The organism is Paenibacillus residui (assembly GCF_042677205.1).
GTDB classification, from domain to species: domain Bacteria; phylum Bacillota; class Bacilli; order Paenibacillales; family NBRC-103111; genus Paenibacillus_L; species Paenibacillus_L residui.
The window spans coordinates 130,168-150,810 of the sequence record NZ_JBHTIU010000008.1 but is presented as its reverse complement, the minus strand read 5'-3'; the positions used below and the strand labels follow the sequence as shown (position 1 = coordinate 150,810).

20 protein-coding genes and 1 other annotated feature are annotated in these 20,643 nt (G+C 49.9%); of the genes, 11 read left to right on the top strand and 9 right to left on the bottom strand.

Annotation, left to right across the window (positions count from 1 at the left end):
- Position 1 precedes the first annotated feature (1 nt).
- Complete coding sequence (locus ACFQ03_RS02700) at positions 2-1,360, bottom strand: ABC transporter substrate-binding protein (RefSeq protein WP_150960155.1); 1,359 nt, start codon at positions 1,358-1,360, stop codon at positions 2-4.
- A 553-nt stretch (positions 1,361-1,913) separates the two neighbouring features.
- On the opposite strand from ACFQ03_RS02700, the gene ACFQ03_RS02695 reads away from it, so the two are divergent.
- Entirely contained in the window at positions 1,914-2,099 is a 186-nt protein-coding gene (locus tag ACFQ03_RS02695; RefSeq protein ID WP_144932395.1) for a DUF5325 family protein, read from the top strand.
- A 15-nt stretch (positions 2,100-2,114) separates the two neighbouring features.
- On the opposite strand, the gene trpS is transcribed toward ACFQ03_RS02695, so the two are convergent.
- Positions 2,115-3,098 carry a tryptophan--tRNA ligase gene (trpS, locus tag ACFQ03_RS02690; protein WP_379285903.1) on the bottom strand — a complete coding sequence of 328 codons (984 nt, stop codon included), beginning with the start codon at positions 3,096-3,098 and terminating at the stop codon, positions 2,115-2,117.
- A 98-nt stretch (positions 3,099-3,196) separates the two neighbouring features.
- Positions 3,197-3,437 (bottom strand) — a binding site (T-box leader).
- 182 nt (positions 3,438-3,619) lie between these two features.
- Between trpS and ACFQ03_RS02685 the strand changes: the two genes are divergently transcribed.
- Together ACFQ03_RS02685 and ACFQ03_RS02680 are read left to right on the top strand one after the other, a co-directional pair.
- Positions 3,620-4,573, top strand: coding sequence for an aldose 1-epimerase (locus tag ACFQ03_RS02685; RefSeq protein ID WP_379285901.1), 954 nt, complete (start codon positions 3,620-3,622; stop codon positions 4,571-4,573).
- Positions 4,574-4,721: 148 nt separating this feature from the next.
- A complete protein-coding gene (locus ACFQ03_RS02680; RefSeq protein ID WP_144932400.1) occupies positions 4,722-4,949 on the top strand; it encodes an alpha/beta-type small acid-soluble spore protein in 228 nt (75 codons plus the stop codon).
- 66 nt (positions 4,950-5,015) lie between these two features.
- Here ACFQ03_RS02680 and ACFQ03_RS02675 read toward each other — a convergent pair whose 3' ends face one another.
- Positions 5,016-5,393 carry an O-methyltransferase gene (locus ACFQ03_RS02675; RefSeq protein WP_144932541.1) on the bottom strand — a complete coding sequence of 126 codons (378 nt, stop codon included), beginning with the start codon at positions 5,391-5,393 and terminating at the stop codon, positions 5,016-5,018.
- A gap of 257 nt (positions 5,394-5,650) precedes the next feature.
- Here ACFQ03_RS02675 and ACFQ03_RS02670 point away from each other — a divergent pair, with 257 nt between their 5' ends.
- The 3 genes from ACFQ03_RS02670 (at position 5,651) to ACFQ03_RS02660 (ending at position 7,286) form a co-directional block, all read left to right on the top strand.
- On the top strand, positions 5,651-5,842 hold the full coding sequence (locus tag ACFQ03_RS02670; protein WP_144932402.1) for a YycC family protein: 192 nt from the start codon (positions 5,651-5,653) through the stop codon (positions 5,840-5,842).
- Entirely contained in the window at positions 5,839-6,078 is a 240-nt protein-coding gene (locus ACFQ03_RS02665; RefSeq protein ID WP_144932404.1) for a hypothetical protein, read from the top strand. Before ACFQ03_RS02670 ends, ACFQ03_RS02665 begins: the two co-directional genes overlap by 4 nt.
- Positions 6,079-6,200: 122 nt before the next feature.
- Positions 6,201-7,286, top strand: a complete 1,086-nt coding sequence (locus ACFQ03_RS02660; protein WP_379285898.1) for a GGDEF domain-containing protein — start codon at positions 6,201-6,203, stop codon at positions 7,284-7,286.
- 205 nt (positions 7,287-7,491) lie between these two features.
- Here the strand turns inward: ACFQ03_RS02660 and ACFQ03_RS02655 are convergent, their stop codons facing one another.
- A complete protein-coding gene (locus ACFQ03_RS02655) occupies positions 7,492-7,875 on the bottom strand; it encodes a globin domain-containing protein (RefSeq protein WP_379285896.1) in 384 nt (127 codons plus the stop codon).
- 295 nt (positions 7,876-8,170) lie between these two features.
- On the opposite strand from ACFQ03_RS02655, the gene ylbJ reads away from it, so the two are divergent.
- Together ylbJ and ACFQ03_RS02645 are read left to right on the top strand one after the other, a co-directional pair.
- Positions 8,171-9,397, top strand: a complete 1,227-nt coding sequence (ylbJ, locus tag ACFQ03_RS02650; RefSeq protein WP_379285894.1) for a sporulation integral membrane protein YlbJ — start codon at positions 8,171-8,173, stop codon at positions 9,395-9,397.
- Positions 9,398-9,518: 121 nt separating this feature from the next.
- Complete coding sequence (locus ACFQ03_RS02645) at positions 9,519-10,331, top strand: NAD kinase (RefSeq protein ID WP_144932412.1); 813 nt, start codon at positions 9,519-9,521, stop codon at positions 10,329-10,331.
- A 159-nt stretch (positions 10,332-10,490) separates the two neighbouring features.
- Here the strand turns inward: ACFQ03_RS02645 and ACFQ03_RS02640 are convergent, their stop codons facing one another.
- From ACFQ03_RS02640 to ssuE, 3 genes are all read right to left on the bottom strand, one after another.
- Positions 10,491-10,799, bottom strand: a complete 309-nt coding sequence (locus ACFQ03_RS02640; RefSeq protein ID WP_144932414.1) for a YutD family protein — start codon at positions 10,797-10,799, stop codon at positions 10,491-10,493.
- A gap of 431 nt (positions 10,800-11,230) precedes the next feature.
- Positions 11,231-12,109: a lipoyl synthase gene (lipA, locus tag ACFQ03_RS02635; RefSeq protein WP_144932416.1), complete on the bottom strand. Its 879-nt coding sequence runs from the start codon at positions 12,107-12,109 to the stop codon at positions 11,231-11,233.
- A 211-nt stretch (positions 12,110-12,320) separates the two neighbouring features.
- Positions 12,321-12,881 (bottom strand): NADPH-dependent FMN reductase, encoded by a 561-nt coding sequence (gene ssuE, locus ACFQ03_RS02630; RefSeq protein WP_144932418.1) that lies wholly within the window; start codon positions 12,879-12,881, stop codon positions 12,321-12,323.
- Positions 12,882-13,163: 282 nt separating this feature from the next.
- Between ssuE and larE the strand changes: the two genes are divergently transcribed.
- Genes larE through ACFQ03_RS02615 form a run of 3 tightly spaced genes read left to right on the top strand, consistent with a single transcriptional unit; the run spans position 13,164 to position 16,048 of the window.
- Complete coding sequence (gene larE / locus ACFQ03_RS02625; RefSeq protein ID WP_144932420.1) at positions 13,164-14,012, top strand: ATP-dependent sacrificial sulfur transferase LarE; 849 nt, start codon at positions 13,164-13,166, stop codon at positions 14,010-14,012.
- Positions 14,009-14,779, top strand: coding sequence for a nickel pincer cofactor biosynthesis protein LarB (larB, locus tag ACFQ03_RS02620; protein WP_144932422.1), 771 nt, complete (start codon positions 14,009-14,011; stop codon positions 14,777-14,779). The genes larE and larB overlap by 4 nt, the downstream gene beginning before the upstream one ends.
- A 6-nt stretch (positions 14,780-14,785) precedes the next feature.
- Positions 14,786-16,048 carry a LarC family nickel insertion protein gene (locus ACFQ03_RS02615; RefSeq protein ID WP_379285889.1) on the top strand — a complete coding sequence of 421 codons (1,263 nt, stop codon included), beginning with the start codon at positions 14,786-14,788 and terminating at the stop codon, positions 16,046-16,048.
- Positions 16,049-16,589: 541 nt separating this feature from the next.
- Here ACFQ03_RS02615 and ACFQ03_RS02610 read toward each other — a convergent pair.
- Positions 16,590-17,474, bottom strand: a complete 885-nt coding sequence (locus ACFQ03_RS02610) for an amidohydrolase family protein (protein WP_379285887.1) — start codon at positions 17,472-17,474, stop codon at positions 16,590-16,592.
- A gap of 22 nt (positions 17,475-17,496) precedes the next feature.
- Positions 17,497-20,616, bottom strand: a complete 3,120-nt coding sequence (locus tag ACFQ03_RS02605) for a GNAT family N-acetyltransferase (RefSeq protein ID WP_379285885.1) — start codon at positions 20,614-20,616, stop codon at positions 17,497-17,499.
- Positions 20,617-20,643 lie beyond the last annotated feature (27 nt).

Genomic DNA, 20,643 nt, shown 5'->3' with positions numbered 1-20,643 from the left:
ATTACTTCAATATGCCTTCCGCAACCTTGGTCCACTGCTGAACGGTCTCTTCCGCCGTCAATTCTCCGGCCAGGAAGCCCTGGAACTTCGGACGAATGCCGTCGTTCAGAATTTGCGATTGTTTCTGCGCCAGATCAGGCTCCAGCTTGGCCCCGGGCACGACATACCCGAGGGTGCGCTGAATAAATTTGCCGTTGTCTGTATTTAGCTGCAGCAAATCCGCAAACATCTCCTGTCCGGATTTGCGGGCCGGCGGGATGAACAGGGTGGCGGCCGTAACGCTCGATTTCGTTCCTGTAATATGCTTCAACACCTTGGCAGCGTTCTCCGTATGCTTGTCCCCTTTATAATTTTTTTGCTTGAACAGCCACATTCCGCCCCCGCCCCCGGTGGCGACCTCCTTCTCACCTTCATTGTGAGGGAAGGGCAGCAGGACAAAGTCGATTTTCTCCCCCTCGATCTTTCCGGCCTCGATCTCTTTATTCCGGTTGTCGTTGAAGCGGACTTGATAGGGACCCGTTCTGCCATAAATTCCGACTTCCCCGGCATTGAACATATCGCCTACCTTCTGAGCATCGATTCCGGCCGTTTCCTTGGGCATGACGCCTTCGTCCATCATTTTCTTCAGGAAATTCAGAGTCTCAACCGCCTTATCGCCGTTCCACATAAACTTTCCGTCCTCTGTGACCGATTTGATGACCCCGTTATTCCGCATTAAATGGGTGAGCGTTTCTTCATTTTTGCCCTGGGTGGCAAATCCGTATATTTTTTTGCCGTTCTCCTCTTTGGAGATCTTCTTGGCAATATCGTAAAATTCTTGCCAGGTCCACCCCTCCTTTTGAATTTTGGCGATATCCGCGCCTGCTTCCTCCATCATTTTCCGGTTGCCGCCCCAAGTATGGATCGAAATCCATTGCGAGATGGCCCACAGCTTGCCGTCGATGCTGAAGTTGTCAATCGCGAACTGCTCCAGATCGGCAAAATCGGCATCGTCCAAGTAATCATCCAGCGGAACGGCCAATCCCGTCTTGATAAATTTAGGCTGCATAACCGAGAAGAAGATGTCGGGAGGATTTCCGGAGTTCAGGGCAATATCGAATTTCTTGTCCCCCTCCTCCCACGAAAGGATTTCATACTTCACCTTAATATCCGGATTCTCGGCTTCGACCTCCGCGATCAATTCCTGCAGATGCTGCTCGTAGCTTTTTTGCCCGGTCTCCGCATTTTCCCGATAGTGAGGGAAAGTCCATACGGTAATTACATCCTTGCCGGATTCGGAGCCTCCGGCTCCTTTGCCGCTGCATCCCGCAGCCGTGGCTGCCAAACAGAAGATGATCGCTAACAGAATCCATTTTCTCATCTTTATTACCCCTCTCCAGATTAATTTGATTCCTTCCGCAGCTTGTCCATTACGCTTGATTTCCTGGATATATTTCGTTCTTAAATTTTAATTTAATTGTAAGAACAGCAAATATAAGGAAGTATATGAGACCAAAAACTCCCCGTTGATTCAAGAGGTTAAAAATAACCATATACAGGTTGTATCCGGTTGCGGTCCCTCCTTCGATTGCTTAATCTTGAAATTATGCTGGTTTGTTTTTATGCCGAGAACGTTTGAAGTGTTGGTAAAACTTTAAGGAGTATAGCGAAGAGATTATGTGCTAAATCTGGGGTGGAGTAAAACTAAAGCGGTTTCAAAAATTATCCATGGATATATTATACATAAACAAAACAAAATTACAAACGATTTTTCTTAATCTTGAAACTTTATTACTATATTTTTATATTAAGCTTTATTATTTTTGGAAAATATCCTACGGGCAGGTTTTGCGGAAGCATCAACAAGGGTCTTTTGAAAAAAACGAACTTGTATTATGATGTAGAAGGGATTTTCATGAGGAGGAATGTTCGCAATGCAACGGCTGCCCGCCTTTATTTTCGCATTAATCAGCGTTATGCTGCTGGTCGGCATCAGCATCTCCATCAGCCTGCACCGGCCATGGCTTGTCCTGCTGCTGTCCATCGCATCCATTTCGTTCATCGGACTCGGCTTCGTTCTCAAAGCAAAAGCCCGCAAACGCGGGCAAGGGAACAGATAATTTTATAAAAGTTTTCTAGGGTAACAAGAAGCCCATCTTCCGTTTAGCTTCCTGCACTGTGGAATTGGCCACTTCCACCGCTTCCCGGGCACCCTTCCGCAAGATGTCATGAATGGCTCCGGAGCTGCGGATTTCTTGATATTTGTGCTGAAGCGGCTCCAGGGTGGCTACAACCTGCTCGGCCAAATCTTTCTTGAAGCTGCCATAGCCCTGACCTTCGTATTTCTCCTCAATTTGCTCAAGCGTCATGTCGGAGCAATGGGAATAAATCGTCATAAGATTGCTGACCTCCGGCTTGTTCACCGGATCAAATTTCACTTCCCTCCCGGAATCCGTGACCGCCCGGCTTATCTTTTTGCGAATGACATCCGGAGGATCCAGCAGAGCAATATAGCTTCCCGGGTTAGGATTGCTCTTGCTCATTTTCTTGGAAGCATCGTCCAGTGACATAATTCTGGCTCCCACCTTAGGCATATACGGCTCAGGAATAAGGAAAGTTTCCCCATACCGCTGGTTGAACCGCTGGGCCAGATCGCGGGTCAGCTCCAGATGCTGCTTCTGATCGTCTCCGACCGGAACCAAATCGGCATTGTACAGCAAAATATCCGCGGCCATCAATGCGGGATATACAAACAGTCCGGCACCGACTGATTCCTTGCCTTCGGACTTGTCTTTAAACTGGGTCATTCGCTCCAATTCCCCCATGTACGACAGGGTCGTCATCATCCAGCCCAGCTCGGCATGGGCCGAAACATGGGATTGAAGGAATACGCTCGCCTTATCCGGATCAATCCCCGCCGCTATGAACAAGGCTGCTACCGATTCCGTCTGTTCCTTTAAAGCTTCCGGTGCTTGCGGCACCGTAATGGCGTGTAAATCAACCACCATGAAATAGCATTGATGGCTGTGTTGAAGCTCGACAAAATTTTTCATCGCCCCGATATAATTTCCGAGAGTGAGCTGTCCGCTCGGCTGAATACCCGATAGTACTTTCTTCATTATCATTTCCTCCCTTGCATTCTGTGAATCGTGTTATCAAACGGTGACGTATGATCTCCGATACGTATAGCCCCGGAAAATAAAAAAGCCTTTCGCCCGCAAGGGACGAAAGACCGTGGTACCACCCTAATTCGCTCAGCGGCTGCTGCCGGCTAAGCCTTGGACTCCTGTAACGTGGAGCTTACGTTCCGCCTACTGCAGATGGTCAGCCCGACGTTGGCCATCCGGTTCGGCTTCATGCTCAAGGACCCATTCAATCGGCAAGCCCCGCCGGTTCGCACCCTCCACCGGCTCTCTTGAGAGACCTGTCCGTCTACTCTTTCCTGTCATAGCATCGTTATGAAACTTTCACAGCAAATTAGAATTTATGGTTATTTATTATACATGGAGATCGGGTTTTGTCAAACGGCCCGTCCATTTTCCCAGATTGGCAGTCCCTATATCCTCTGCTACAATGGAATTAATTACTTACTACAAGCCGTATGACAGCGATTTTAATAACAAAGGAGCCCGATGACTAAATGATCAAGCAGGAACAATGGCATGGAACCGATCTGTATATTCTTGAGAATGAGGAGCTGTCTCTTTCCCTCTGTCCCTCCGTCGGCAACAATGTGATCCGGATATATGATAAAGCAGCCTCCCGCGGAGTGCTGCGGGCACCGGACAGCCTGGATACCCTTCTGGGAAGACCGGTTCATTACGGAACACCGGTGCTTATTCCTCCCAACCGGATTCGCGGAGGTTATTTCAAGGTAGGCGATCAAGAATATCAACTAGATAAAAATGAGAAGAACAATACCGGAAATCACATTCACGGCTTTGCGGTCGGACGGCCTTGGCAAGTAACCGGTTATGAGGAAAACGGAGATACGATCTCGATTACATCGGTCTTCTCGACGTCCGACTTCCCAGAATTGATGAAGCAATATCCGCACGAGCTCACTATTGAAATGACATATGAGCTGAAAGGCTCCTCCCTGCTGCAGAAAGTCAAGGTCCATAACGGCAGCCGCAAGCCGGCACCATTCGGTTACGGACTGCATACCTGGTTCATGCTTGATAACGAACCCCAGAAATGGAAGCTTCGTCTGCCGGTAACCGGAGCCTGGGAGCTTGGCCCGGATACGATGCCAACAGGAAGAATTCTTCCTTTGAACGAAATGGAGGGTCTGCCCGACGGCATCACTCTCGAAGGGGTCGATCTCGATAATGTTTTCCAGATCGGCCATCACCAGCCCTTGGCCGTTCTCTCCCGGGATGGCTATGAAATTCGCTATGTCCCTTCCGAAGAGTTCAAACAATGGGTAATCTATACGATGGGAACGGCCCGGAATTATATCTGTCTAGAACCTTATACTTGGGTGACTAATGCTCCCAACCTCGATATGGACCCCGGGGTGACCGGATTCCGTACCATCGCACCGGGAGATAGCTTCACATTCAATGTCCTGCTGGAAATTAATCGCCAATAGCTGCAGCATAACCGGCCTTGTCGAAGGGCCGGTTTTTGCATGTTTCTCGAACATATCCGCTTCATATCTTCTGGTGCAAATTCCCAGTTTATGTTCTGAGTAGAATTTGATATTTCGTTTATACTACCTATTACTGGAGGTGATACACATGGCACAAGGACAAAGTCGTTCCAGCAACCAACTAGTTGTACCTCAAGCAAACGCGGCTCTTGACCAACTTAAATACGAAGTGGCTCAAGAACTGGGTATCCAAATTCCTCAAGACGGCTACATGGGTTATATGGCTACTCGTGACACAGGTGCAATCGGGGGTCATATTACTCGCCGCCTGGTTCAAATCGCTGAGCAGCAACTGGCTGGACAATTCAGCAGATAAGAATCAGATTGAATCATTTCGCAAATTACAAAAAGGTGACTGTGCAAACAGTCACCTTTTCCAATTCTAATATATTTCTTTAATATTTCTTGAATCCCTTTTCATAACCAAATTCGCCATATTATAATTGGATTCGAACTGTACACTGGCATGCAGAGTTCCCTTTATAAGTGCAAATTCAAATAAAATTTCTCCATGAGTCCAATGCTTCTTATGACGCAAAGATTCAACTGCCATATCTTTAAACATCTTCAAGTGGGATTCGGACAATCCTCTCCCTACCGGTTGGAGCATACCGGATTTACTCTCTATCGGAAAGTGCTTGATTCCAAACTTGCCAATCGTGTTATTTCTAATTTGGACGAAGACGATTCCTGAAGACAAGGATAGAATTTCTTCCCGAATTTCCCGAAATACAAGCTCTATCTGCTTGCTTAATGGCATGTAGTTAAAATTCAATGAAACTCCTCCTTTCGCAAATTATGGGTGAACTGGTTAATAAATGGGTCTTACGACTCATTATACTGCGACTTTTTACTTAATTCAACAAAACTTTCTATTTTATTACAAAAATTGTATACTATATACAAATTTTTGTAGACTTTCGGCAGGTTGTGCAAAGTGAATCCGTTTGCTTATAACGGCCTGCACGGCATATAATGATTAGCAATACAGAAAAAAGGACAGAGGCAGGCGAAAATATGAAACCATTACAAATATCGGCCGAAACAGCCCAGAAGCTGGCTGCCAAGCTAAATGTTCCCCTGGAGCATCTGATGCATATGCCTCAACACATTCTGATGCAGAAGCTCGCGGAATTAGCTCGCCAGGAAGCCCGGTCTGAAACTAGCCCCGATCCAGACAACGGAGCCGGGAAGGGGTCGGAAGAATGATTCCCTTCGAGAATACTTGGCCGTATGAGACTATTAATAAAGACACTTATGTAAATGAATGCCCGTTTTGCGATGCACGGAATGTACTTATTCCGTTGACGGCCAAGGATTTTCAATCCATTCGTTCCGGCGCCAAGAAGCTTCTGGTGTTTCCATGCTGCTACAACAAAATTACCCTCATCGATGCAGATTCCGACTATTTGCTGGCTGACCGGCCGCTGCGCAAACGCCACTAATCAAAAATAGGACCTTTTTACTATGAAATGGCAGGATTTTTCCATTATGAGTAGAACATATACTCCTTAGGTTCTGTTTTTCCATCCGATAGGATGAATATTTTAGTAAACGAGTGGTTTCCTTGAGTGGCTTTCTCTTCCTACTGACCAATGCATGCACTTTGTTAACCCTATGCTATGCTGCAATTAAATTGCAGAACAAGCTTGGGGCATTTGAGCGAATTGCCGCTCCTCTGATGGCTGGAACGGCTTCCATTCTTCTTATTCTCCAGCCGCTCCCCTTCGGGGAAATCGATTTTGATCTGCGGGCGCTGCCTCTCATCTTGACGGGTCTTCGTTACGGATATCCGATCTCGATGTTGTCCGCCATTCCCCCCCTAACCTACTCCTACTTGATGGTGGGGGGATCATACGAGGCTATCGCCACGCTGCGGGATATTATTATCCCGTGTGTTGTCAGTTCCTTTATGTACAGTTCAGAACAAAGCGGGCATTCTATTATTTCCCTGCACCGCAGCTGGCAAATGTCCGCTATCCTATTTGCGGCCCATTGGATGACCGGATGGTACTTCAGTCATTCGCTGACCCTTTCCCTCCATTCGGCTATCTCGGTGGCGGCTATCTCCGGTTTATTTCTGGCTGTCCTTATCATGATGAGTAATGAAGAGAACAGGACGTGGTTAATGCAAAGATCCCTTCAGTTGAAGGCTAACCAGGATAATCTTACCGGCCTGCCTAATCTGCGAAGCTTCATGGAAATCGCCGAAAAAACCATTCAGAAGCATCCTGTTGCCATACTGATGGTTGACATCGATAACTTCAAGGAGTTTAACGACCGATGGGGACATCCGGAGGGGGACCGACTTCTTCGCGAGGTAGGACAAAGACTCATGCAGCAGATTGGTGACCGAGATTATATCGCCCGTTATGGGGGAGAAGAATTTATTATATTGTCCCCCACCAACGACCTTGCTTATTTATCGGGGTTATCCCGTAAATTATGCGACGAAATCTCCCGCCTGTCCTTGGACTATCCGATCACCGCTGAAGAAATTACGATTTCCGTCGGATTGTCCACAACGACGGATAAGAATGAAGGCTTGACCCAGTTGATCATCGAAGCGGACGAAGCTTTGTATGAATCCAAGCATTCCGGGAAAAACCGGTTTACATTACACCGCAAATTATCATCCTGGTCACTTGATTAGATAAGAAGGTTAATTAACAAGGATAAACGGCTATCGCCGTCCTTAGGACAGGCGCGTTTACCGATGAAATATAAGAACAGGTATAAGGTGAAAACTTATACTTTCTTATATTTGGACAAAAGAAGGGCCTGCATCGAGGCCCTTCTTTCTGCTGCACATGAACCGGACAAGCCAAAAATCCGCTGGGGATTTAAGCTCATAAGGCTTAAGGCTGATTGACAAAATGATACGCCGGACCGCTAAGTCTCTCCAGCATCAGCATACGTAGTGATTCATCCTCCACGGTTTCCTCCAGAGCCTGCCTCATGCAGGCAAGCCACGCCTCGGCCCGTTCCGGTGTGATCGGAAAAGGGAGGTGTCTGGCTCTCATCATCGGATGCCCGTAGGCTTCCGTATACAGTGGGGGCCCCCCGAAGAATTGAGAGAGGAACATATACTGCTTCTCCATAACCGGTGTAATATCTTCCGGAAATATAGGGGACAGAAGCGGATGGGCCTGTACCTTGGGATAGAACGCTTCAACCAGACGGCGGACGGCCTCCGCTCCACCTATTGCTTCGTAGATCGTGCCGGGTGACGATGCTGCCATATTCCTAGCTCCTTATCAATAATCCACATCATCTTCTGTGGAATTAATCAATGTTTCTTTAATTACGAAAACAAATGCACATACAATCAGAGCAGTCACTATACTCGTCATGTCCGTTCACTCCCCACATTTGTTTGTAGCTTTATTGTAACACAAACGCTTTCTTCGTTCAGTAACGGATCAGGCATGGATCTATTTTTTTTTTCATATAGTTTAAGGAGACAACCTTTTCTAACCGTTTATATCGGTCTGTTTTAATTGAATTATTAGTTTTTTTAGCAAAGGAGGGCGTCCCTTGTCCGGTTTACGCTCGAAGCCGTATTACATCGTTCCTGTTCTTGCTGCGGCCATTGCGTTCCTCCTGCTGGCCTATCCCGCCCCTACCCTGGAAGCCGCCGTCCGCGGGGTTTCCATTTGGTGGGACATTCTGTTTCCGGCCTTATTCCCGTTCTTTCTCATTTCGGAGATGATGCTGGGCTTTGGCTTGGTTCATTTTTTCGGAGCGCTGCTTGACCCGATGATGCGTCCATTATTCCGTGTTCCGGGAATTGGCGGCTTCGTAATGGCGATGGGCTTCGCTTCGGGATACCCGGTAGGAGCCCGTTTGACCGCTCAGCTGTGGGAGCAGAAGCTGGTCAACCGGGAGGAGGGGGAGAGGCTGGTCGCGTTCACGACGACGTCCGACCCGGTGTTTCTTATTGGCGCGGTCTCGGTCGGTTTTTTCCACAACGCGAAGCTTGCCGTCCTTCTGGCAGCCGCACACTATGGATCCGCCATTCTTGTCGGGCTGATTATGCGTTTCCACGGACCGAATAAACCCGATTCTCACGCAGGGGACAAAAGCTCCGGATCGATTTTCGTCCGGGCTCTCCGGGAAATGCATAACGCCAGACTTAAGGACGGGCGTCCCTTCGGTACGATGCTGCGTCAAGCGGTGGAATCCTCCCTCCGGATGATCTTCGTTATCGGGGGGCTGGTCGTTTTCTTCTCCGCTATCATGGAGGTACTGCGGCACAGCCACGCCTTGGATTTGTTCTATGCCTCGGTACAGTCCATCTTCCAATCGCTTACTATTCCTCCTGTATTATCCGATTCTCTGGTCAACGGCTTCTTCGAGGTGACTCTCGGTGCCAAGGCGGCCGGGGAAGCCGGGACGCAGATCCCATTAATGTTCAAAACCATTCTGGCTTCCTTCGTCCTTGCCTGGGGAGGCTTGTCCGTCCATGGCCAAATCGTCAGCCTGCTCCATACGACCAATATACGCTACACACCCTTCCTGACGGCAAGATTGCTTCATGGCCTGCTTGCATCCGTACTGACGGTCGTCTTGTGGAAAGGGCTGCAGCCGGCTGCGGCCCCCGCCTTCTTACCGGCTGCGGCCCCTGATTTCTCCCCCGCGGCGTTCCACTGGACCTGGCCGATTCCGATGACGCTCATCGGTTTCGTCCTCCTGCTCGGAGTGATGGGCCTCGCAGCGCTGCTTCATTCTATCTGGGGGAAGCTCGGGCGGGCCGGCAGATAACAGAGTTCCCTGCGGCGCTTATGCCATCTGTCCGCATAATGGGAGCTCTTAGAAGGCTTGTTGTGTTCTCCGGTCAGATTCGGTATGATGGGGGGAGAACAACGTTTTAGGAGGATCTCCCTTGAAATATTTTGTTGTGGACCGCGGTGACGAGCTTTCTTTAAGATTAACCGAGCAATTTCATCGGCTTGCCCATTCTTACGGCATGGAACAGAATGAGGAGAAGCCCGATATCGTGCTGTCCATCGGTGGAGACGGGACGATGCTCCATGCTTTTCACCGCTTCCAACATCTTGTGGACGAGCTTTGGTTCGTGGGGATTCATACGGGCCGGCTCGGATTTTATGCCGACTGGACCCCTGACGAGATCGGCCAGTTGGCCAAGCTGATGAATACCCCTCTGGAGGAAAGTAATCTAAGAATAGCCGAATACCCTCTCGCCGAGATTCAGTTTACGACCGCAGACGGGATCGAGACGTATCTGGCGCTCAATGAGTTTACTTTACGGGGAATCGAGGAAACAATGGTCGCCCAGCTTAATATCAATGACGACATGTTCGAGATGTTCAGAGGAGACGGAATATGTATTTCTACTCCGTCCGGAAGCACCGCTTACAACAAAGCGGTGAACGGAGGACTTATTCACCCCTCGCTGGAGGCGATCCAAATTGCGGAGATCGCTTCGATTAACAATCGGGTGTATCGGACGCTGGGCTCTTCCATGATTTTACCCAAGCATCATCATTGCGATATTTATCCCCGAACCAAGAAGAATGTGCAATTGTCTATCGATCACTTATATTCGCAAAGAAATGATGTCTTGTCGATCCGCTGCAAGGTTTCTCCGGACAAGAAGATCAAGTTCGCCCGTTTCCGACCGTTTCCGTTCTGGAGCCGGGTGCAGAAAGCCTTCATCGGAACCGAGTTTCACTAATTCGTTATTATCGAAGATTTGAAAAATAACCCGTATTTCCTATATGGAGCGGGTTATTTTTTATTTTGGCAAGAGAAAAAGCCCGACTGTAAGCCGCCGGGCTTTAGTTTTTATCATTCTGAGGGCTACCCTGCATGTACCGTTCTCTGGGCTCGGGGCTTAAGCTTCGGCACTGGAGACCGGGCGCGGCCCTTTGGAATTATCTTTGGCCAGAATAAAATAAGCGCAGCCAAAATTGCAATATTCATTCAAATAATCTTCCAATCCGACTATGGAGCTGTCCTTGTTCGCTTTAGGGTGCGTTTCCTTGAAGAAGCCCCTTAACCGGAGCTGATTATAACCCCAGTCTCCGACAATGTAGTCGTATCTTTCGAGCACTTCACTATAACGGTCTTTGAATGCCTCGTAATTCCACCCGTTCTTGTGCTCCCTGATTAGCTCGTAAGTATTCCCTCCAACATGAATCATGACGTATCCTCCTTCTTCCAGCCGTCTCCTTCCATTCGTGCTGCCTTGCCAGGACCCATCCGTCGTATGCTTCCACCTCTGTCGGCCGAACAAAATAGACCTGCAGGCTTTTTGAAAATATAAGAAAGTATAAGTTCACCTTATACCTATTTTTACCACATTAGAAAGTTTAAGTTCATTAAAGCATTAAAATGGAACAAACTTTCTAATTGGCATAAAAAGCTTCCTCTAATACCGGGTTATTCATCTTCGAGATGGCTCCGTTAGGAGCTTTTTTTATATTTCATCGGTAAACGCGCCTGTCCCAGGGACGGCGATAGCCGTTTATCCTTGGCTCCAATCATCGTATAGCCGGAACAGTCTCGGGAAGGCGGTACTTCATGTCAGCCCCGTATTCCGGACCTGAACATCGATCGATGCTATGACGCCGCTTATTGGGAAGAAGCCGTCGCCGATTGAACCTGCTCGTGTGCATGATAAGAGCTTCTGACGAGAGGGCCGGATTCCACGTGGCTGAAGCCTCGGGCGAGGCCTTCCTTCTTCAGCTCCGCAAATTGCTCCGGAGTATAGAATTGCTTGACCGGAAGATGCTTCTTCGTCGGCTGCAAATATTGCCCAACGGTCAAAATTTGAACGTCGACTTGACGCAAATCGTCCATCGTTTGCAATATTTCGTCCCACGTCTCCCCTACCCCGATCATGATACTTGATTTTGTAGGGATGCTGGGCGCAATTTGTTTGGAACGCTTAAGCAAGGCCAGAGTCCGGCTGTACTTTGCCTTGGATCGAACCTTGTCCGACAGCCTCTCGACCGTCTCTATGTTATGGTTAAGAATATCCGGCTTCGCTTCCAGCACCTTACGCAGCGCCAGGTCATTACCCATGAAATCCGGGATCAGAACCTCGACTCCGCACAACGGAAGACGCTTTCGGACGGCACGAATGGTCTCTGCGAAAATTTGGGCGCCGCCATCCAGCAGTTCATCCCTCGCCACAGACGTAATGACACAATGCCTCAGCCCCATCTGCTCGGCCGCATCCGCGACCCGCCCCGGCTCCAGCATATCCAGCTCTGTAGGCATTCCCGAATTCACCGCACAGAAGCGGCAGGCACGCGTACAGGTATCGCCCAAAATCATGAACGTCGCCGTCCGGTTAGCCCAGCACTCGTAAATGTTGGGGCATTTCGCCTCTTCACATACGGTATGTAGAGTTTTGGAGCGCATCATTCTCTTAATTTCTTTATAATTGTCATTGGTTTCCAGCTTCGTCTTCAGCCATTCCGGCTTTCTTTGCCGTTCGTTAGACATCTTTATCCTCGCTTTCTCTCCGGCATCCAAATAAGCATGTCAGCAATATTTTTTACAATTAAACGTATTATAACACAAGCTGTCCGACAAACCACAATAGCCTATAGAACCGCGCACGGGGCTAGATTGAATCAAGACCGTTCCATTCAATTACGGGAGAAAAGGGGACGGTCCCGGCGGATTATAAACAGGCCATAGAGGCCGGGAAGCATCATTGCCCGCGGCTCTTGCCTCTCTGCGAATACCAGGCGGTCTCTTCAACAAACTGCCGCAGGGAATCGTCCAGACGGCCTTTAATAGCTTCGCTCAGCTCGATTGAGCCTTGTTCATTGCGAGTCACTTCGGAATCGACAATATACACTCCGCCCAGCATATATCTGGCCGCTAGGGCAGAAAGTACCGGCTTTAACGAGTAATCGATCGATAACAGATGAGCCATCGTGCCGCCCATAAATATAGGCAGAATCAATTTATCGGCCAATCCTCTCTGCGGTATTAAATCGAGGAATGTTTTTAGAACGCCGGTATAAGACGCTTTATAAACGGGACTGGCTATAAGGATGGCGTCGGCCTGCTCGACCAAGGCGTTGGCCTGAACAATGGACGGGCTGTCAAACCGGGCCAGAATCAAATCTTCTGCGGGAAGATCCGCAACATTAATCCATTCGGTCTGCATTCCGCTGGCCTGCAATACTTCTTGCGCATATTGAATAACGGAGGTCAGTCTGGACGTTTTGGACGGACTTCCGAAAATAATCACGGCTTTGCTCATCTCAACTACTCCTATCTGTTTTATTTTGTTAAGAATTACGGGTTTGCCCCGGATTGAGGCCGTTTGCTCGTTAAAGCAGCGGATAACCTCAATGAACGACATTCGTATCTTCTCCGATTGTACCACTCGGAATGAAGATCAACAATCATTTGAAGCTATCCGGAGTACATATTCCTCTGCTTTTTCCGGTTGGATAACCGGCCTCGAATTCTGAAGGAAGCCGGATACGCTTACCTAAATTTATGGTAAGATAGGGATAGCGAATATCGGAGGAGGAGAACTATGGACAGACCGTTAACAATACATGAGAAAGATTTGAAGTTCGGAGAAATTCTGCGTGAGATGGGGAAAGTAATGGTCGCTTTCTCCGGGGGAGTGGACAGCACCTTCGTCCTCAAACGGGCTCAGCAAGAGCTAGGGGACCATGTGCTCGCCGTAACGGCCGCCTCGGAAACCTTCCCGAGCCGGGAATTCGATGCAGCCGTGAAGCTCGCCGAAGAGATGGGCGTCTCCCTGTACAAGACGGAAGTCAAAGAGCTGGAGAACGCCTCTTTCGTAGCGAATAATCCGGACCGCTGCTATCACTGCAAGACAGGTCTGTATATTCATCTGCAAAATTTGGCCAAAGAGATGGGATACCCCTATCTGCTCGATGGCTCCAACGTAGACGATCTGGGCGATTACCGCCCCGGTCTTAAAGCCAAGAATGAACAAGGAGTGCGCAGCCCACTGCAGGAAGCGGGACTGACCAAGAACGAGATCCGGCTGCTTTCCAAAGATTTGGGCCTGCCTACCTGGAACAAGCCCGCATTCGCCTGCCTATCCTCGCGGATTCCTTATGGCACCCGGATAGAGAAATATAAAATCGACCAGTTGGATGAAGCCGAATATTATCTGAATAAGCTCGGCTTCTATCAGGTGCGGGTCCGGCACCATGACAAAATTGCCCGTATTGAGGTCATGCCGGAGGAGCTGCCCAAGGTGCTGGAGCACCGGGAGGAAATATATGCGAAATTGACCTCCATTGGCTTCACCTTCGTCACTCTGGATCTTCAGGGCTACCGCACCGGCAGCCTGAACGAAGTCCTGAGCGAATCAACCAAACAAAAAGTGAGAGAAGCTTCTGTATGAGTACATTGGAAGATATTCTTAAACAGGTACAATCGGGAGAATTGGATATTGAAGCTGCCAAGAATCAGCTGACCGAGCATTGGCAAAGCCAAACCGTAGCCGAGCTCGGCTTCGCGCAGATTGATACGGACCGGGAACGCAGAGTCGGGTTCCCGGAAGTTATATTCGGCGAGGGCAAGTCGGCGGAACAGATGATCGCGATCATGAAGCGGATGAAGGAGCACTCGGACCGTATACTGGCCACCCGGGTGGACCAGGCGAAGGCCGATGCCATCCTCGCGGAAATCGACGGGGCCGCTTATCATCCGACCGCTAGAGCGATCACGTGGTTCCGCCATCCGATGCTGAAGGTGCACGACGGTTATATAGCCGTCGTGTGCGCCGGCACATCGGACATGCCCGTTGCCGAAGAGGCCGCGCTCACCGCGGAATGCATGGGCAGCCATGTGGAACGGGTGTATGATGTCGGCGTGGCCGGCATCCATCGGCTGTTCCGCAGGCTGCCGCTCATTCGCGGAGCGAACGCGGTGGTCGTAGCCGCCGGCATGGAAGGCGCGCTGGCCAGCGTTGTAGGCGGGCTGGTGTCCAAGCCGGTCATCGCTGTGCCTACAAGCATCGGCTACGGAGCCAGCTTCCAGGGAGTGGCCGCCCTGCTCGCCATGCTCAATGCATGCGCCCCCGGGATCAGTGTCGTCAATATTGACAACGGATTCGGGGCAGGCTATTATGCGGGATTGATAAATCAAAATATGGCAAAAAGGTTGTGATGCCCTGTGAGAATCGCATATTTGGATTGCTTCTCCGGAATAAGCGGAGACATGACCCTTGCAGCGCTGGTGGATGCGGGAGCGGACCGCGGGTATATTGAGAGAGAATTGACTAAGCTCAATGTCGAACCCTTTACATTAGAATGGAAAAGAGTGGACAAATGCGGAATTTCCGCACTTAAGATGAACGTCATCCTTGATCCGGAGTCCTTGCCGCAGCATCACAGACATTACTCGGATATTGTGCGGATGATTGAACAAGCCGGTTTCAGCGACCGGGCCCGGACACTTAGTCTCGCTATATTCGAAAAGATTGGCATTGCGGAAGGCAAGATCCATAATCTTCCCCTCGATCGAGTCCATTTTCACGAGGTGGGAGCCATCGATTCCATCGTCGATGTCATCGGGGTCGCCCTCGCCCTGGATTCTCTGCAAGTGGAACAAATCATATCGTCTCCGGTTCCGCTTGGCCATGGCAAGGTTCGCTGCGACCACGGATTATACCCGGTTCCGGCCCCGGCGACTCTGGAAATGATGAAAGGCCTGCCGATTGCAGAATGTCCCTTCGCCATGGAGATGACTACACCGACCGGTGCCGGAATTGTCGCCGGTATTGTGGATCAGTTCTCACCTGCACTGCCGCCGATGATAATTGAAGAAATCGGCTATGGGGCCGGAACGCGCAATCTACCCAATCAGCCCAACGTATTGAGGGCAGTTATTGGAGAGGCACAGCCGAAGCCGTCCGCCTCGGTCGCAGCCGTTTATATTGCCGGGCACCACCATGGGCATGAGCATCACGAGCACGATCACGGGCATCACCATCATCATGGACACGGGCATCACGAGCATGAACACGGGCATCAACACCATCATGGACACGAGCATCACGAGCACGAGCATGGGCATCAACACCATCATGAGCATGAGCATCACGAGCATGAACACGGGCATCAACACCATCATGAGCATGAGCATCACGAGCACGAGCATGGGCATCACCATCATCATGGACACGAGCATCATGAGCATGAACATGGGCATCACCATCACCATGGACACGAGCATCACGAGCACGAGCATGGGCATCACCACCATCATGGACACAAGCATCACGAGCATAAACATGGGCATCACCACCATCATGGACACGAGCATCATGAGCATGAACATGGGCATCACCACCATCATGAGCATGAGCATCACGAGCATGAACACGGACATCACCACCATCATGAGCATGAGCAGCCGGAAAAAAACGAAAATTAAGGGGCCCCGGCCCCTTTTCCACTTTAAGAGAAACCTCTTGCTTTTCACCATAATTAACATAGTAAGAACTATGCGTGAGAAGGCCTGAACCGACAAAACCGTGGTAGCTTCCGAAAAAAAGCGAGGGCTAGTGTACAATTTCCCACTAACATTCGCCCTACTCTTTTATCGCTGCCCAGTCAAAGGATGGTCAAGGGAAAGCCGCACGTCGCATCCCGGTCGATCGTCCCAAAGACGAGCAAAAATGCATTAGAATCCTGCCTTTTTCCAAAAAGAAGGCTAAAGACGCTCAAAAGTGCAGGTCTTTTTGCCAAAATGGGGGCCATTTCGCAAAAATCGCTCCAAAGACCTGCATTATTGCTCTAGAATTAAGCATTTCGCCGATTTTTAGGGAAAAGACCTGCAGTTTCGCTCTAGAATAACCCACCGCGCGGCTTTCCCCAAAAAGACCTGCAGTTTTGATTGTCTTTTACACAATCCGGCGGACTACCGCCGTATAACGCCGCAACGCGCGCCAATGAACGGCGCGCGTTGCGTTGCTTTATTCACCCGGGTTAGCGGATAGCCGCTCCCCGAGCCTTGGAAATACCCGCAAAGCATTATCGTAGAATACTTGCTCCTGATGCGCTTCCGGGATCAGACGCTCCACGAAGCGGATGTATTCCTTGATCGGAGCAAGCGGCCAATCGGTGCCGAAGAGCATTTTATCATAATGATCGGCGTATATGAGCGCGCGGCGGAAATGATCCATGAACAGCGTCTCCTTCATAAACCGGTCGAACTCTTTCGAATCTCCAACGATAAGCCCGGATAAATCCGCGAAGACGTTAGCATTTTTATGGATCACTTCCGCGGCATCCATTACCCAGGGATCCCCGAGGTGACAGATGATGAAATTAATGTCCCGATGCTGTATCGCCAATTCATCGATTGTCAACGGATGGGAATATTTCAGCAGCCCCTCGCTTGAATACGTGTCCCCGGAATGTATGACGACCGGAAGCCCGTATTGTTTGGCCAGTTCATATACGGGACCGTAAATCGGATCATAAACGTAATAATGGTAATAGCCGGCATAGAGCTTAATTCCCGCTACGAACTCTTGACGGAGACGGGCTTCGATCCGATCCAGTTCCTCCTGCGCACCGTCCGAAGCCAGACGTACAGGATTAATGCCTACACATTCCATCAGAAATGGAGGAACCTCCGGTTCCAAATCAAGAGTCATCGGGTTGGACGCTCCCCTGTCCGGAAAGCGCCCTGCCTCTTGTTCCTCCACCCCCATGCCGATTCCCATAACTACTCCGGCCTGGTCAAATTCTTCCTTGAGCCCTGCTGTCGAATATTCCACGAAGGCCAGCTCCCGGGCCGTCCTGCGAAAGCTGTCAATATCCGATAAATGAATATGAGCGTCGATAATTTTCAATGGTGCCTTCCTTCTCCTTCCTCTACTTATTCTCTTCCGCTCCGAAACGTATTCTTCTTAACTCGGTAAACGCTTCGGAAGTCCAATCTCTGTCAGTAAACAAGCAGAAGACAGGCATGGTATATACCGTCTCTCCATCCGCGAGCCGAACCCATTCTTCCGAACAAACCCTCAAGATTTGATTATTGGAAAAAGCATACGTATTCTTCTCCCCACTGATGTAGAGCATTCGGTCTTCATGCCGCTCACTGCCCAGCTCCAGCAGACCTTGGGATTGGATTTCCGGTGCCTTGGATCCTCGCTTGTAGGTGCGGTCCGGTTGCCCCCGGAACCACTGCACTTCCGGTTCAGTATCTGTTCCGATGAAGGAGTCCACCATACAGCGGTAATCATAGAACATGCGCCCCGTTCGATTCCGAATCCGGTTCACCACACAGAGAACGGGGGTTCCGGGAAGCATCAGATAATACTGGTCTAACTCCAGCCCGCGTTTCTCCTTCAGCTTCTCCACCCGTGTCCGCAGGCATATTCCCCGCCATGAGTTCCCGTAATTATCCGTTAGTGTCTCAAAGGCGGCGGTAATCGTCTCCTCCTGCAAGCTTAACTGGGAAATTCCCTGAAGCTCGATCCCGAGTCCTCCCAGCCACGGGTTCCACCACGATTTGGGCCCGGGCTCGGGATAGGAGGATTCCAGCCACTCTCTCCCGTTATACTGAAGAGAATACAAAGCATTCCCGAAAGCCGGAGAAGCTTGAAATGTGACTCCCCCATTGGAAAAACGGAAGGTTCCGTCTGTCAGCTTCATCTCTTCTATCGGCTGCACTCCGTCCGAAAAGGCAAACACAGCCCGTTCGATGGTTCTTTCTCCCATTCGGGATTGAAGGTTCAGTCGAACCGTATCCGAAATGCCGCCCTCCTTAAGGGGCTCCACTCGAAAATCGAGCAGCCTCATCTGCTCTTCCTCCGCCATCTTCCGTTCCACGGCGGCAAAGCTTCCGTTCCGGGAACTAACACTCACCCGACCTTCTATCGGGGAGTTTCTCCGTTCTCTGGCTTGAACTGTGAATTCCATTCCCGCCTGAACGAATGGATTCCCGTTATTTACGCTCACTTCGAATGGAGACATTAAATGGGGATTCACCCGGTCCCTGCGCCCAAGCGCATAGGAGCGGAAATCGGACCAGTTCGTAAAGCTGCCGCATGCGAGGAAGGTAGAAGCAGTCCGCACCTTCTCCCCCGGTCCCGGTCGGCCTGCCGGATGCTCCAATTGCAAATGCCATTCGCTCTTGGTCAGAGCCAACTCTGGATGCCAGGTCATTCCCCAGGTTACTTGGTCCCCGGAGCCGTAGCTAAACAGCCAGTTTTCCGAAATCTGATGGATATCCCAATCGTTCAGCCTATCGTATGAAACGACCTCCGGATCCCGCAAATCAATCACTTGGCCTTCATAAGGGATAATCCCTTGATTTAGCGAGAAATAAAATCCTTCTCCAATATGCAAAGGCTGCTCTGCAGTCAGGGTTCCAAGATTATGGACCTCGTGGAACCTTTCGACCAACCCGTTAGGAAATAGTTTGGCGGTTATCGTCAACCGGATGGACGGGAATTCCTCGGAATCGCATTCCGCCGTAAGCACCATCGCTTGATCTTCCCGGCTTATGGAAACACGCGAAGCCTGTTTTTTCACAAACTCGGGAGAATAGGGGCGCCCGAGCTTCGGTGACATCCATCGGCACCTGGACTCTTCACCATAACGGTGAACCCACATTTCATTATCCTCTTTGTTGTAATATAAAGTATAAGGACCATTGACAATGAACCACTGCTTTTGGGTCTCACCGCCGAACCTTCCGGTTTGTCCCTTAAAAATCCGTTCTATTTTTCTGGTAAAGACAACCGGCTCTTCCCGGCTGTTCTCCGAATAAGCATGGATCATAACCCGTTCGCTTAACAATCCAAAATCCTGGAGCCTGTATGAAACGGCAACGGTTTTAATTTCTTCTCCAGGCACGGAAACAGACAACCGTTCGGGTTCAAAACGGATACATTCATTACTTGGAAGCTGAAACTCAAATACTAGCGGCCGGGTATCCTGATTCTCAATCGTTATGAAGCCTTCCTCCATCCCTTGAAGCAGGCTTTCATGATTCACGGCGGAGAAGATCAGCTTCGCCGGATATTGCGGCTCTATTCCGACACGAAGCTCAGCACTGCGTCCGTTGATCCGGCACCGTGCGGTGACGCAAGGATGCGTCTTCCAATCATTCTGGTCCTCCTCTACCGGCCCAACTTCAAATTGACCTTCGATGATGGCTTCCTCTTGAACTACCAGATTGCGGGACAGTGAGAAGCTAATATTTTTGTTATTCTCCCCTTCAATTTGAACATGGAGGGGTGCCCCCGATTTATTGCGAATCACATAACGGATGGGATAGCTCTTCCCAAAAACGAGCTTATGCCTGTCCGCTTCGGCGTACAGAATATAATCGTCCGTTTCGATCAAACGGATGCCGCGCCCGGTTTTTTCAAATTCCACACGCAGGGACTTCCCGTCCTTCGCCCATTTATATTCAAAGAAATCGAAGCCGTTCTCGTTTCGCCCATCCGGCTCTATGGCGATGTCCCTCTTCCCGTCCTCATACCAATCCATGGTCTCGAAGTAAGGCTGGAGAGCCTCGGTTTGCAGAACAGTCGGAATAAAATTCATCAAATGAGTGGCGTTTTCCCTTTTCTCCCAAAAAAATCCACACTTTTTATACATCGGAACAGCCTTCGTATTCCCCGCCCAAGTAAACAAGTCCAATCTCGGCCAACCCATCTCGATCGTTCTTCGCACCGCGCTCAGGACCAGGTCCCGCCCTATTTTTCGCCCATGATAATCAGGCCTTACGTTAAGAAGCGGAATATATAAAGCTCCCTCATCATTACGATAATGGGCGAAGCTGCAGTAGCCTACCACCTTGTCTTCATCCAAGGCCAGGAAAGCGGCCAGCAGAGTCGAATTGGCATGCTCCTGAAGGATGGATTCCTCCGTTCGGTTAGCCGTCCCTCCTCCCCAGCCCTCTGTGCTGGCATTCCACATTTCAGCAATCGCCCGGGCATAATGCGGTTCATATTCAACTATCCGAATGTTCCCGTTCACGATATTCACCTCTTTGGTTATAGTAAT